The sequence below is a fragment of the Melioribacteraceae bacterium 4301-Me genome, from assembly GCA_041538185.1.
GTDB lineage: Bacteria > Bacteroidota > Ignavibacteria > Ignavibacteriales > Melioribacteraceae > Pyranulibacter > Pyranulibacter aquaticus.
In genome coordinates this window covers 25867-40570 of the sequence record JBGORM010000005.1, presented here as the reverse complement: position 1 = coordinate 40570, position 14704 = coordinate 25867, and the positions used below count along the sequence as shown (strand labels likewise).

At 34.7% G+C, this 14704-nt stretch carries 8 protein-coding genes; 5 read left to right on the top strand and 3 right to left on the bottom strand.

The window, feature by feature from the left end; genetic code table 11:
* Window positions 1-121 precede the first annotated feature (121 nt).
* The 4 genes from ABRY23_09440 (at window position 122) to ABRY23_09425 (ending at window position 8629) form a co-directional block, all read left to right on the top strand.
* Window positions 122-2806 carry a TonB-dependent receptor domain-containing protein gene (locus ABRY23_09440; protein ID MFA3783271.1) on the top strand — a complete coding sequence of 895 codons (2685 nt, stop codon included), beginning with the start codon at window positions 122-124 and terminating at the stop codon, window positions 2804-2806.
* Window positions 2807-2909: 103 nt separating this feature from the next.
* A complete protein-coding gene (locus ABRY23_09435; GenBank protein ID MFA3783270.1) occupies window positions 2910-5096 on the top strand; it encodes a hypothetical protein in 2187 nt (728 codons plus the stop codon).
* Window positions 5097-5405: 309 nt separating this feature from the next.
* The gene (locus ABRY23_09430) at window positions 5406-6740 is read left to right on the top strand and encodes a sugar MFS transporter (protein MFA3783269.1); all 1335 of its coding nucleotides are present in this window, start codon (window positions 5406-5408) and stop codon (window positions 6738-6740) included.
* Window positions 6737-8629: an alpha,alpha-trehalase gene (locus ABRY23_09425; protein MFA3783268.1), complete on the top strand. Its 1893-nt coding sequence runs from the start codon at window positions 6737-6739 to the stop codon at window positions 8627-8629. Before ABRY23_09430 ends, ABRY23_09425 begins: the two co-directional genes overlap by 4 nt.
* A gap of 103 nt (window positions 8630-8732) precedes the next feature.
* Here the strand turns inward: ABRY23_09425 and ABRY23_09420 are convergent, their stop codons facing one another.
* From ABRY23_09420 to ABRY23_09410, 3 genes are read right to left on the bottom strand one after another with little or no spacing between them, the layout of a single operon-like run.
* Complete coding sequence (locus tag ABRY23_09420) at window positions 8733-10157, bottom strand: sigma-54-dependent transcriptional regulator (protein MFA3783267.1); 1425 nt, start codon at window positions 10155-10157, stop codon at window positions 8733-8735.
* A gap of 11 nt (window positions 10158-10168) precedes the next feature.
* On the bottom strand, window positions 10169-11368 hold the full coding sequence (locus ABRY23_09415; GenBank protein ID MFA3783266.1) for an ATP-binding protein: 1200 nt from the start codon (window positions 11366-11368) through the stop codon (window positions 10169-10171).
* A 28-nt stretch (window positions 11369-11396) separates the two neighbouring features.
* A complete protein-coding gene (locus ABRY23_09410; GenBank protein ID MFA3783265.1) occupies window positions 11397-12248 on the bottom strand; it encodes a DUF3078 domain-containing protein in 852 nt (283 codons plus the stop codon).
* A gap of 312 nt (window positions 12249-12560) precedes the next feature.
* Between ABRY23_09410 and uvrB the strand changes: the two genes are divergently transcribed.
* Entirely contained in the window at window positions 12561-14579 is a 2019-nt protein-coding gene (gene uvrB, locus ABRY23_09405) for an excinuclease ABC subunit UvrB (protein MFA3783264.1), read from the top strand.
* Window positions 14580-14704: the final 125 nt, after the last annotated feature.

Sequence of the window (14704 nt, the reverse complement as noted above, 5' to 3'; positions counted from 1 at the left end):
ATATTCTGAAAAATTTTCGGCATATCACTTGTATTGTTTTCTTATTTGGATATTATCAACGAATAAAACTCTCAAAAAGCTTCTCAATTAAACGAGGGATAAACAAAACAGAGGAGGTCACATGAAAAATCTTTTTACAAGCATTAGGGAATTTTTTATTCCATTAATGCTAATTTTTCTTTTTACTGCTCATCTGTACGCACAAAACACGGGTACAATAAAGGGAAAAATTACAGATGAACAAAAGAATCCAATTCCTTTTGCAAATGTTGTTTTAATTGGAACAACAACTGGCGCTGCCTCAGATGTAAACGGTAATTACACAATTAATAATGTTGCTGAGGGCACCTATCAAATTAAAGCAAGCGTCGTTGGTTATAAAGCAGTAACAAAAGAAGTGAAAGTATCAGCGGGTGAAACTTCAACCGTTGATTTCACACTTTCTGCAGATGTACTGAATCTTGAAAGTGTAGTTGTAACTGGTACAATTTCACCTATTCCAAAATTGGAATCCTCAGTTGCAATCAGCACACTTACGCCAAAGGAGATTGAACAGGCTAATCCAAGAAGTACTACAGAACAATTAAGATATGTACCAGGTTTCACAAGAGTGGAAAGTTCCGGCGGAGAGGTTAACGAAAATATAAGTGTCCGCGGAATTCTTGGTGTTGAATATGTGATGTTTATGGAAGATGGTTTGCCTGTATTTCCAACTATGCACACATTTTTTATGAATGCTGATAATTTATTTAGAATGGACGAGAATATTCAGAGCATTGAAATAGTACGCGGCGGCAATTCAGCATTATTCGGTTCAAATACACCTGGCGCAATCATTAATTATATCAATAAGACCGGCGGTCCTACATTTTCAGGCATTGTAAAAGCTACCGCTGCTACTGAAGGATTGGCAAGATATGATTTTAATATTGGGGGACCAATTAGCGAGGATTTAAGATTTAATATAGGGGGCTTCTATAGATATGACAGAGGTTCAAGATATCCAGGATTTCCAGGAATACGCGGCGGTCAAATTAAAGCTAATTTACTTAAACTCCTTGACAATGGTTACATAAAAGCTTCCTTGAAAATTATAGATGACAGAAATCAATTCATTTTACCTTTGCCATTTCAAAATCCAGATGATCCTCAATACGTACCAGGGTTTTCAGATTACGGTGCAATGAACACAGACGAGGCTAATAATCTTACGGTGCCTACTCCATCTGGTGATTTGAATTTTCCGTTGGATGATGGTTTAAGAACCCAAGCTTATTGGCTTACTACAGAAGTTAATTTTGAATTTCCGGATGATTGGACACTTAAGAATTCAGCTCAGCTTATGTCTAATAATCAAGGATGGAACGGAATTTTTACCGGCAATCCAATTAATGCAAATGACTGGGTTAAAGGATTAGGATTACCTTCCGGCTCTACTTATCAATTACTTTACACAAATCACTTTGATGCAAATGGAAACAAACTACCTTTTGATATGAGTTCCAACGGCGGTCTAGCTCTTCTTTCGCCAAGCACTCTGGTAACAGTAAATAAACCAATGTCAGCTTTCCAAGATCAACTTCAGATTTTGAAAACAATCGACAAAAAGCACACATTAACATTGGGAGTATATTTTGCAAATTACACTCAAACCAATAGATGGAACTTCGCAGATATTTTAATGGATGTAAGGGATAATCCACGTCTTGTTGATTTGGTTGTAAATACACCTTCCGGAACAATAAACTATACTAGCAATGGTTTCAGAAATTACAATTCTCTATATCGTAATGGAACAGGTTCAACTACAATTTTATCAACAATGTTTGGCGGGTCGTTCCAGCTTACCGAGCAGCTGCGTGCTGATGTTGGATTCCGATACGAATTAAATGATTTCGTTCAGGATGCTGAAAATTATTCTAGTGTTGATCTCGACAATGATCCAAATACGCGTTACAATAATGAACAGTGGGGTAACAAGTCGTTCAGACATTTCAAACGCAATATTGATGATTGGGCTTTATCAGCTGGACTAAATTATAAATTAAATAATAATGTTGCTTTTTACGCTCAGGGCAGCCGCGCATTTAAAATGCCAGCCTTAGATGAATTTTTGGATGCTGCCGCTCAACAGCAGATTGATATTTTCGGTAATAAAAGAGTGGTTACATTTGAAGGCGGTGTGAAATATTCCTCGCCATTACTTTCATTTACTGCTGATGCATTTTGGGTTGAGTTAACAAATATAATAGGACAAGGCTTTGAAACAGATCCGGTTACAGGTCAAGGAAAGTGGGTTGTAAGAAGCAGTCCAGATAACAGAGCAACTGGTCTCGAAGCTGAAGTTTCGGTTACTCCAATTGAAGGATTAAATATATTAGCTGTTGGGACTTACACAAATCCCAAAAATGTTGAAGGCACTGGTACGGCGCTCACTGCCGGCGGTATCCCAAAGTTAATAGGTAATTTGAGTGCTCGTTATACTTACCAAGGATTTTCAGCTTATGCAGATTTCCATTATGTTGGCTCAAGAGACCAGGTAGATGCAAGTTATGACCCGGTACTTGGTAAGTATACAAAGTACAATTTATATTGGACACTTCCAGCATATAATTACATGAATATAGGTGTATCGTATAGATTCCCAGGAGAAGCTGTTACTTTGTCCTTCGATGTTCTTAATCTTTATCAATCAATTGGTCTGGAAGAAGGTAATCCTCGAACACCGGGTGTAAAAACCTATTATTATGTTGCGCGACCTATTTTGCCGCGCAGAGCAATGCTTTCTTTAAGTTACCAATTTTAATTAAATATTCTCTGTAGCTCTGTGTCTCTGCGGTGAAAACAAAAAAACCGCAGAGGCACGGAGACACTGAGAAAGTTTATTATCTGAGAGCCAAAAAAATAATATGAAACTTCAAAGAATTTTACTCATTGCTGCGATGGCAATTTTTCAGCTGAACATTTCATCCGCACAAAATGAAGGATTTATTCTTTCAACAAAGAATTTTCAGCCGTACTTTCCGACTTACATTGGCAACGGACATTTTAGTTTATCTTCAACCCGATTGGGTACAGAAGCTGCTGAATCTTATATGATTAAAGTGTATGACCACGGTAAAGATGATATCCCGCGTATTGCACAGTTGCCTGCTTGGAATAAAATAAATTTTTTCAACGGAAAGAATTGGTTAAATAGTTCATCTGAAGATACAACCCAGTTCGAAAATTACATCCAAAAACTCGATATGTATAATGGGACAATCGAGACAAGCTATATTTGGAATGTAGAGAATCGTAAAACAAAAATTAATGTTTTTAGTTTTGTATCAAGAAGCGATAAAAATCTTGCAGTTATTAAATTTGAACTGACCACGGATTTTACTGATACAGTTGTGCTTTCTTTCTCTTTGAAACAGCGCGAAGAACCGAAAAGGTTGGCACTTGCAAAACTGAAAAAAATTGAACCAAATCCACCCGGCGCATGGCCAAAAGAATGGTATCCGGGATTTATTAGGGTTATTGAATCAAATGCCGAAAAGAATTCCTTTGGCGGGGATTTAACAATTTATTCTAAATGTGAAGGGAGAAATACTTTTGTTGCCGAGTCATCCGAAATTATGTTAGACGACAAAATTAGTAATCCAAAAATTACTGTTATTAAGGACAAAGTCTCTGCAAGCATTAAAGTAAAATTTAACGCTGAGAAAAATAAGACTTATACTTTTTACAAAATAATTTCTATTGTTTCTGGTTCTTCAGATAAAAGTTATTTGGTTCGAAAAGCAAAAGAAATTTCGCGAAAAGCTGTAAATACCGGATTCGAAAGGCTTCTTTTTAATCATAAAAGGGAATGGAACAGACTGTGGCAAACAGATATTATTGTAGACGGTGATTTGTCATTTCAAAAAATTATTCGCTCGATGATTTTTTACCTTCTTTGCAGTGTAGATAAAAATACAAACTTTAGCATTCCGCCTATGGGTCTTTCAACTGCAGGTTACTATGGCCATATTTTTTGGGATGCCGATACTTATATGTTTCCGCCTTTATTGTTTATGCACCCAGGCATAGCAAAATCGATGGTAATGTTTAGGTCCTGTGCACTTCAAAGTGCAAAAGAAAATGCAGCGATCAATAAATACAAAGGTGCAATGTATCCGTGGGAGTCTGATGAACTCGGTAAAGAAACGACACCGTTCTTTGCCTATCAAAACGCACTTGGAGAAAATCACATAGTTGGTGATGTTGCACTTGCTCAATGGCAATATTTTCTTGCGATGCGCGATACAAACTGGCTGCGTCAATTTGGCTCTGAAGTGATTTTTGAAACGGCAAACTTCTGGGTTAGTCGAGTAAAGTATAATAAAGAAAAGGATAGATATGAAATTGGCAACGTAGTTTCCGTAAGCGAGGGACTGGTTGATGTAAGCAACGAAACTTATACGAACTCAATTGCAAAAATTAATCTTGAACTTGCTATAAAAGCTTCTAAAGTACTTGGCACAAAAGTTAATCCAGAATGGGAGAAAATCAGCAAAAAAATGTTCATTCCTTATAATGAAAAAGAAGAATATCACCCCACTTACGGAAATGTTCCTGCTGGAGAAGGGGCTACAGAACTTTGGTCAAGTGTTACTAATTTGTTAGCATATCCGCTGCAAATGGATATGAGTGATAATGTAAAAAGAAACGACCTCTTACATGCGGTCGAAAGCTTGAAGAAAAATGGCGCCGGCGCTAATATGGGTGTTAACTTTCTACCAATTATTGCAGCTGAACTTAAACTTGACAGCTTATTTAATTTCACTATCGAAAAAACCTTAAAGGGTTACCTTCGTCCTCCATTTAATGTTTTGGCAGAAACGCACAGCAATAATTCAATAAACTTTATTACAGGTGCAGGTGCTTTTCTCCAACAAGTAATATTTGGATATACAGGATTAAGGCTAACAGATGAAGGATTCGTTCAAAAATATAAACCCATGCTGCCTAAAAATATTAGCAAGTTAACCCTTAAAAACTTTACAGTGGATAATAAAAAAGTAACATTCGTTATCGAGGAAAATAAACTGACAAAAATTCCGGTAAATTGATTTGTGCATAGAATTAATTTTTTATTTGAATAATACATTCGGTTTAGCGTCTTTGTGGAAAAGTTCAATAAACGAGTGTAAATATCTGAATGGGTCACAAAGTCGCACAAAGTTATCACGAAGTTTCACTAAGAGATAATGTGATAATTGGCAACTAAAAACTTATACTAACTATTGCCAGTTTTTTACAGAACGCAAGTTTAAAATTATAAAACGGACTATTAATTATATAAATCTTGTAAAGAATGTATAAAGCGACACAATAAAAAAAATACTTTGAGTAACTTTGTGAAAACTTGGTGTGACTTTGTGAAACTAAAAGTCTGTTACTCAAAGTTTAACTACGCCAAGCAGTCACAAATATTTTTTACTCATGCTCTAAGAATAAAGGGACAGCAGATGTCGAACTGGAAAATACGAATTTCACTTTTTCTTAACTATTTTATTTTTGCCATTCTGCTTAACACAGTTGGAATTGTAATTGCACAAGTAATTGAAGATTACCACGTAAGCAGAGTTACTGCTGGCAGTCTTGAGGCTTTTAAGGATTTAACTATAATGTTTGTTTCATTTCTCGTTGCTTCTTATGTCCCAAAATTTGGGTATCGGCGTTCAATGATAGTGGGTTTATTGTTGGTTACTGTTGCAAGTATTTTAATTGCATCGATAACACAGTATTGGGTTACACCAGTACTTTATATGGCAACCGGTGCTTCCTTTGCATTGATGAAAGTATCTGTTTATTCAACTGTAGGATTAATAACCTCGGGTCAAAAGGAACATACTGCATTGATGAATATACTTGAAGGGATTTTTCAAGTTGGTTCTTTAAGCGGACCAATTTTCTTTTCTTTAATGATTAACTTGAGTCATTGGAATCATACCTATTGGATACTCGCAATACTGTCTTCACTTGCATTAGTTCTTTTATTCATGACGGATTTAGATGAAAGTGGTGTTCATGAAGAAGCAAAAAATTCTAACATAATAAAAATGTTTTCGTTAATGAAATATCCAATGGTTTGGATATTCATTATTTGTGCATTTCTTTACGTTATGATTGAACAAAGTTTTGGAACGTGGCTGCCGACATTCAACAGAGAAATTTTCAATCTATCCAAAGCACAAGCGGCTTCTTTTTTAAGCATTTATGCGGGTTCAATCGCTTTGAGCCGCTTTTTGGCTGGTTATTTGCTCAAAAAAATTTCATGGCTTTCACTTCAGATTGCCTATTTAGCCAGTGCAGTGGTTTTAACAATTATCGTTCTTATATCAACAACTAATTTTGTCACTTATAATTTTGAAAATTGGTATCAGGCACCGCCGTTTGCTTTCATATTATCAGTAGTTGGTTTTTTTATCGGACCAGTTTACCCAACAGTTATATCAATTGTGCTGAGTAAGCTCGAAAAAGTTCACCATAGTTCTATGACAGGTCTAATTATTATTTTCTCCGCTATGGGGGGCACATCTGGTTCTTTAATAATTGGACTGATTTCTCAAAACTTTAACGTACACACAGCCTTTTATTTTCCAATTATCCCAATAACAATTCTTTTATTTACTCTTATTCCGTATAAAAAAGTTTCAGATAAATTTGGCATTGAACATCATACAAATAATTTAAGTACAGCCCATAAATGATTATAAAATGCAATATTAATAAGACATTAAGTGCATTGTTAAAGCAAGAGGATACTGACGGCGATAACAAAATTACCATTGAAGACCGCGGTCCAAAAAAATTTTTATTAAAAACTACAGAAGGAAGATACCTGGAAATTTGCGGCACTTACTATCTTTCCAATCTCTTACAAGAATTAATGATTCAAAAAGAATCTGGAGCTGAAATTGCACAATTAAATCCGGATTTTATTTTTGAGCAGCCTGTTGATAGAATATCAAGGTTAATAAAAAATTTTTACTGGGATGGCTTAACTAGAACAATAGATGAAAAAGGATTGAAAAAAATTATAGTTGACACAAAAGCCGCTTCAAACGAATTTTTTATTTATGTTCCTCACAACGATACAATTGCGTTTAATTATTATAAAAAAATTGTAAAGAAATTTACTGATACTAAAATTTCCGTAATTAAACTTCCACCCAAAATTACTGCTGAATATGCAAGACAAATTAAAACTAAGCCGGGAATTTTATCTTTGGCTTTTAAGAATTCACCACTTCGTGGAAGGAAAGAAAAATTAGGTAAAATCAGCGGTGCCCCGTTTGTTGTACCTGGCGGACGTTTCAACGAAATGTATGGGTGGGATAGTTATTTTGAAGTACTTGGCCTAATTAATGATGGTAAATTAGAACTTGCTCGTTCGATGGCAGACAATCTGATTTATGAATTAAAACATTACGGAAAGATTTTAAATGCAAACAGAAGTTATTACTTGACGCGCTCGCAGCCGCCTTTTTTAACTTCGCTAATAAAAGAAGTATATGACAATTTACCTAAGAATAAAAAAAATCACGATTGGCTTGCAGAATGCCTCGAGGCTTGCATTTATGAATACAAAAATATTTGGATGGGGAAAGACAGATTAACTTCTACTGGCTTGAGTCGTTATTATGGAAATAACATCGGAATACCTCCTGAGACCGAACCAACACATTTTGATGCTGTGCTTAAGCCATTTGCAGAAAAATATAATCTATCCCTTCAAGACTTTAAGAAAAAATATTCTGAGAATGAAATTGTTGTGCCTAAACTCGATGAATATTTTATCCATGACCAGGCAGTTAGGGAATCTGGACACGATACTAGTTACCGTTTAGATGGAATTGCTGCCGATGTTGTTACTGTTGATTTGAATTCTCTTTTGTACAAATATGAAATTGATATTGCTGAAATTATTAAGTCAGAATTCGATGATAACTTTTTGGGTGAGAGCTCTTCTGAATGGTTGTCGAAAGCACGCAAACGAAAGATATTATCTACAAAATATTTGTGGAATGAAAGAGATGGAATTTTTTATGACTATAACTTTGTAAAAAAGAAGCAGACTGGTTATGTAAGTGCCACAGCATTTTATCCAATGTGGGCTGGTATGGCTACGAAGGTTCAAGTCAAAAAGCTTATTACATTTGCACTTCCTCTGCTGGAAGAATCGGGAGGAGTTGCAGCCTCTTCAAAAAAATCGAGAGGTAAGATAACTGAGGAAAGACCGCAAAGACAATGGGATTACCCGAATGGCTGGCCGCCGCATCAAATTTTAATTTGGTATGGTCTGAAAAACTACGGTTATAATAAGATCGCTGAACGTCTTGCTTATAAATGGCTCTATACAATTTTACGTAACGCTGTGGATTATAACGGCACAATACCGGAAAAGTACGATGTAGTTTCAAGGTCACACAAGGTATTTGCCGAATATGGAAATGTTGGTACTGAATTTTCCTACTTAACAAAAGAAGGATTCGGATGGATGAATGCCTCATTTCAAATAGGTTTGAATTTTATTTCTGAGGAATTGCGAGGCAAGTTGAATCGTCTGATTCCTCCAGAATGGATTTTTATGAACTAACACCAATTTTTTAAAATATAAGTTCAATCCCAAGAAACATATGGTCGGTATAATTTATTGTCACGAAAAATGATTTAAGTAAGGCCAGCTACAACTTATAAATTTAATGAGTGAATTTTATTTTTCTTCTTAGCCTGTTATTTAGTGCACGTCTACTAATCCCCAGCAGTTCAGCTGCAATAGTTTGATTATTTTCTGTTCTTTTTAATGCTTCTTGGATTAAAATTTCTTCAGCCTCGTCCAAAGTAGGGAGTTGTTCGCCAAAAAATATTTTTTCTTCTTTATACTGCAAGTTATAGTTAGAAATATCTTTAGATTTCATCCTTGAAAATATTTTTTCGCGAATAGGTTCAAGGGGAAGTATGCCTGACTGATGAACACTAACAGCATCGAAAATGATTCCCTCAAGTTCTCGTATGTTGCCTGGGAAATCGTAATTTGAAAGTAAAATAAATAATTCTTTAGGAGGTGTAGGCTTTCTTTTGTTTAATTGAAAAGCAGCTTTTTCGAGGAAGTGATTAACTAAGAAAGGAATATCGCCCTTACGTTCTCTTAGTGGTGGAATATGAATTTGATGTGTTTGTAATCTGTAATATAAATCTTTTCGAAATTTGTTTTGTTCTTTAAGCACGTCAACATCAGCATTTGTAGCACAAATAATTCTTACGTCTGCTAATTTTACCATGTCAGAGCCGAGCTGATAATATTTGCCTTCTTGAATTAAACGTAACAATTTTACCTGAGATTCCAAGCTTAAGTCTCCTATTTCGTCTAAGAATAATGTTCCTTTATCAGCTTGTTCTATTAATCCTTTTCTTTCATTTTCAGCGCCAGTAAAAGCTCCCTTTTTATGACCAAATAAAGTGTCGGAAAATAAGTTATCGTCTACGCCTGCAACGTTTAACAGGACAAGTTCACCTTGTCGGCCGCTAAGTTTATGAATAACTTTAGCAATCATTTCTTTGCCCACGCCAGTCTCCCCAGTAATTAAAACAGGCTGCGGGGATTTTGCGATTGCCTCTATATACTTAAATATAGCACGCATTGATGAACTTTTCGTAATAATTTCGTTGAACGCCTCAGGATGTTCAAGTTTATCTTTTAAAAGGTAGTTTTTTAGTTTGGTATTTTCTATCCGCATCTCGTTTAAATTGATGCCGCTGCGAATAGTAGTTACTAATCTTGTATCGTCGACTGGTTTTAAAATATAATTAAATGCTCCGGCTTTAATGCTTTTCACTGCGCTTTCAACATCGTTCATTGCAGTTAAGATAATAACAGGTATGTTAGGATGTTTATCAACAATTAATGGCAGCAATTCTAATCCAGTTATTTGGGGCATGTTAATATCTAAAACGATAACAGAGCAATTTTGTTTTTCTAGGAAAGGCAGAACTTTAGTGCTGTCATTTATTGTAACTACATTATTAATTCCATTTGCGGTCAAAGCAGTTTCTGCACTGAACAAAAATTGTGTTTCATCATCAACTAGTAAGACAGGGTCGTCAGGGTAAATTGCCATTCCCATTTAGTCTCCATTTATTTGTTAATAGGTAAAATTACACGGAAAGTAGAACCTTTCCCTTTTTCACTTTTTAAGGTAAGTTTTCCACCGTGACTTTTAATTATGTTGTAAGAAATATATAGACCTAAACCTGTACCGCCTGAATCTCTTTTTGTTGTAAAAAAGGGGTCAAAGATGTGTTTAATGTATTCTGTTTTAATGCCAATTCCTTCATCGGCAACTTCAATCACTGCCGAATTTTCTTCGTTATCTTGAAGAAGTGTAATTTTTATTCCCTTATCTCGATTACCAAGCGAGTGGCAGGCATTGCTTATTAAATTAACGAGTACTTGTTCAAGCTGTTGTTGGTTACCTTTTATTAGTGGGACTGAATAATTATAATTAATTACAAAATTATCAGTAGATTTTTTAATTAAGCTGCCTGTAATAACGGCTGCGTTTTTTATTACTTGATTTAGATTTACATCTTGGTTTAGTTCACCTGTGTCTTTACGAGCAAAATCCGTAAGACTTCGTGTTATGTTTTGAATTCGCATTGCCCCGTCTATAATGCTTGAAATAGCTGTTTCGATTTTTTCTTTTGATTTAGTAAAGTGAATGCCGGCAGTGACAAAATCTCCATTTTTCTCATAGTATTCATTTAATATTGGTTTAATGTCATCCCAAACTTTCTGAATAAATTGTGCATTAAGCAAAATGTAATTGTTTGGATTGTTGACTTCATGGGCAAAGCCACTGACCATAGTTCCTAATGCCACCATTTTATCAGCTTGAATTAACTGTGCTTGTTTTGCTTCGGCAAGTTTTTCAGCTCTTTTCAATTCAGTTATATCGTTTATGAGTCCATCATAATAAAGCACATTTCCAAATTCATCTTTTGAGAGAACTATACTGTTTTTAACCCAGCGTATCGTACCATCTCTATGAATAATTCTATGCTCTAAAGGTTGAACATTTTTACCTGAAAGGGCTTGATTAGCTTGTTCAAGTACTGCTTCTCTATCGTCTTTATGAACCATTCTGTACCAAAGTTCCGGGTCCTTTTTGTAATCTTCTGATGTATATCCTGTTACAGCCACACAACCTGGTCCATGATAAGTCTCTACTGCTTTGCCATCTTTTACTTTCACTGTGTATATGTAGTCTGTCAAATAATTTAGTAGACGGTAATACCTTTGTTCATCTGAGTCTATTGTATTGTAAATTCTTTCCATCTTTAATACTGTCAACTTGTTTTTCGAATTACAAGATTGTGTAAGTGAAACCTAATTGTAACGCTTCTTTAATTTGGGTTCTTGTAGATTGTGATTTTTCATACAAAACGGTATAAGTAAAATTAACATTCAGCCAAGAGTTAATCTTCGCTGTAATAGTATTATCCCAAAGTACGTCCCATACATTAAGTCGTTCAAATCTTGTAAATAATCTAAATTTAGAATCCCATATTAAATTTGTATCCAATTTTAATTGTAAATCAGAAGCAGATTCTACTCCGGTCTCAAATTTAAATGACTCAATTTCATCTGCTGTATTTGGGTTATCAGAATATTGCTTAAATTTTTTTGTAAATGTTTCTTGAAATGCTATACCCAATCGTGTTTTAAAATTTTTTAGTCGATCGTAAGTGAAACCTATACTTTGGGTGACGTAGCCCGGATCCCAAAAATCTGAAATTTGTATTCCATTAGGATTTATTTTGTAATCATATCCTTTTGATATTTGAGTACGAATTGTGTTGCTTAAATATGGATCAACTGACCAGCCTACGTTATAGGACAAAACTTTTTCCCAGTAAAAGTCGTTATTGGTTGTTTTATAGGTATTGCTTCCAATTTTTGACCGACCATAGACAGCTTTTAAGTTACTTCTTAATGTCCAACTGCTCCAATGTTTAGTTAGAGTAAAGTTTGTTAGTATAGTCCATGAAATTGAATTATCACCGCCCTTCGCCCAATTACTAAAAGCAATTTGACTTATGTTTATTCCCGTTGTTAGTGAGGGTATCCATTTGCTGTTTAACGTATCTTTTTTTGTCTCTTGTGCCATTACTTCAGTTAATGAAATTAGAATCAAACAGAGGATGAATCCTTTCACGCTATTCTCCATTTCTTATAAAAAATATGTCTAAAAATAAAATTTTATTTTTACTCTCTCATGCTAAGTTATTAATAAGTAATAGTTAATTTGCCATGTTAATAAAATTAGGAAGGGGGTAATGAATAGTTATTCATTTTTAGCTATTAGAATTTAACTTTTTCACATATTAGCAAAATTGTATTTGTTCTAATTAGTTAATGAAAAAAGAATACCGCTGATTATTTACTCAAAATTTTTTGCCCAACTCATATTTGAAATTGACATATAAATAGGATTAGATTATAGCTTCAAGAAACAATAGAATAAGCAATGGGGAAGTTTGAGTTAGTTTCAAATTATCAGCCTGCTGGTGATCAGCCAAAAGCCATCAAAGAGCTTGTCGAAGGATTAAAGCGGGGTCAAAAGCACCAAGTGTTGCTTGGAGTTACAGGCAGCGGAAAAACATTTACGATGTCTCATGTTATTAAAGAAATTAATAAGCCTACACTTGTTATTTCACACAATAAAACCTTAGCTGCACAACTTTATTCTGAGTTTAAGAGCTTTTTCCCAAATAATGCTGTGGAGTTTTTCATTAGTTATTATGATTATTATCAACCGGAAGCATACGTTGTCAAGCGTGATCTTTATATTGAAAAAGATTTTTCAATTAATGAAGAAATAGATCGACTCCGTTTAAAGGCTACTACTTCTTTAATAGAGGGAAGGAATGATGTTATAATAGTTGCAAGTGTAAGCTGCATTTATGGAATTGGTGCACCGGATGAGTATGCAAGACAAATAATGTTTTTAAGAAAAGGACAACAAATTGAGAGAAAAAAGTTATTACGAAATCTTATTGACATTTATTATACAAGAAATGATTCGGAATTTACGAGAGGTACTTTTAGGGCAAGAGGTGACGTAGTTGAGATTATCCCTGCTTATCAATATGAAGAGGCAGTTAGAATTGAGTTCTGGGGCGATGAAATAGAAAGATTGTCAATTATTGATTCTATCACTGGTAATGTAATTCGAGAAATAGATAGTGTTCCTATCTATCCAGCTAAATATTTTGTTACGTCAAAAGAAAAAATTAACAGAGCAATTAAATCAATTGAAGAGGAACTTAAAGAGAGGCTGGAATACTTTTGGAAGCAGGAAAAATATGTAGAAGCTCAAAGGTTAGAACAACGAACTAAATTTGATATTGAAATGATTAGAGAAATTGGATATTGTGCTGGTATTGAAAATTACTCAAGACATATGGATGGCAGACCGCCCGGCTCACGTCCATATTGCTTATTTGATTATTTCCCAAAAGATTACCTTTTAATAATTGACGAGTCCCATGTAACCATACCACAATTACGAGGTATGTATAACGGTGACCGCTCAAGGAAAGAAACTTTAGTTGAATATGGATTTAGACTTCCTTCTGCACTTGATAACCGACCACTTAAATTTGAGGAGTTCGAACAGATGGTAAATCAAGTAATTTATGTAAGTGCTACTCCTGCAGATTATGAGCTGGAAAAAAGTGGCGGTACTTTTGTAGAACAAATTATTAGACCTACAGGATTATTAGACCCAGAAATTGAAGTGCGGCCTGTAAAAAACCAAATCGATGACTTGATAGGTGAAATTAAAAAACGTGCTGCCTCTAAAGAAAGAGTGCTTGTGACTACTTTAACAAAAAAAATGGCTGAGGACTTAACCGATTATCTCGATAAACTTAAAATAAAAGTTAGATACATTCATAGCGAAGTTGATGCATTAGAGAGGGTAGAAATTATTCGCGATTTACGAATTGGCGATTTTGACGTCCTGGTGGGCGTTAATTTGCTTCGTGAAGGGCTCGATTTACCTGAAGTTTCTCTTGTTGCTATCTTAGACGCTGATAAAGAAGGTTTTCTTAGAAGTGAACGCTCTTTAATGCAAACTGCCGGCAGAACAGCAAGAAATGTCAACGGAAAAGTGATTATGTATGCTGATACTGTTACAGAATCAATGCAAAAAGCAATTACAGAAACTAATCGTAGAAGAAAACTTCAAATGGAATACAATAAACAGCATGGTATAACACCAAGAACAATATATAAAACAATGGAAGAAATCCTTTCATCAACATCTATTGCCGATGTACGAAAAAAAGATTACGAGCGGCAAGAAGAATCGTTTATAAAAATAGCTGAACCAGTAGTAAAATATATGACCGAAGAGCAGAAAAACGACCTTCTCGAGCAAATGACAGAAGAAATGCTAAATGCTGCTAAAGATTTGGAGTTTGAGAGAGCTGCCGTGTTGAGAGATGAAATAGAAAAATTGAAAAAATTAATTAAAAATTGATATTAAGTGTGATTATACATCAGCTTGAAAATTAATTAATTATGTTCATAAAAGATTATTTTGTTATTTTTCGCTTGTCCCCAGAAGTGCTGTGCTAAATTGCATTAAAAAAAGGAGGGACAATA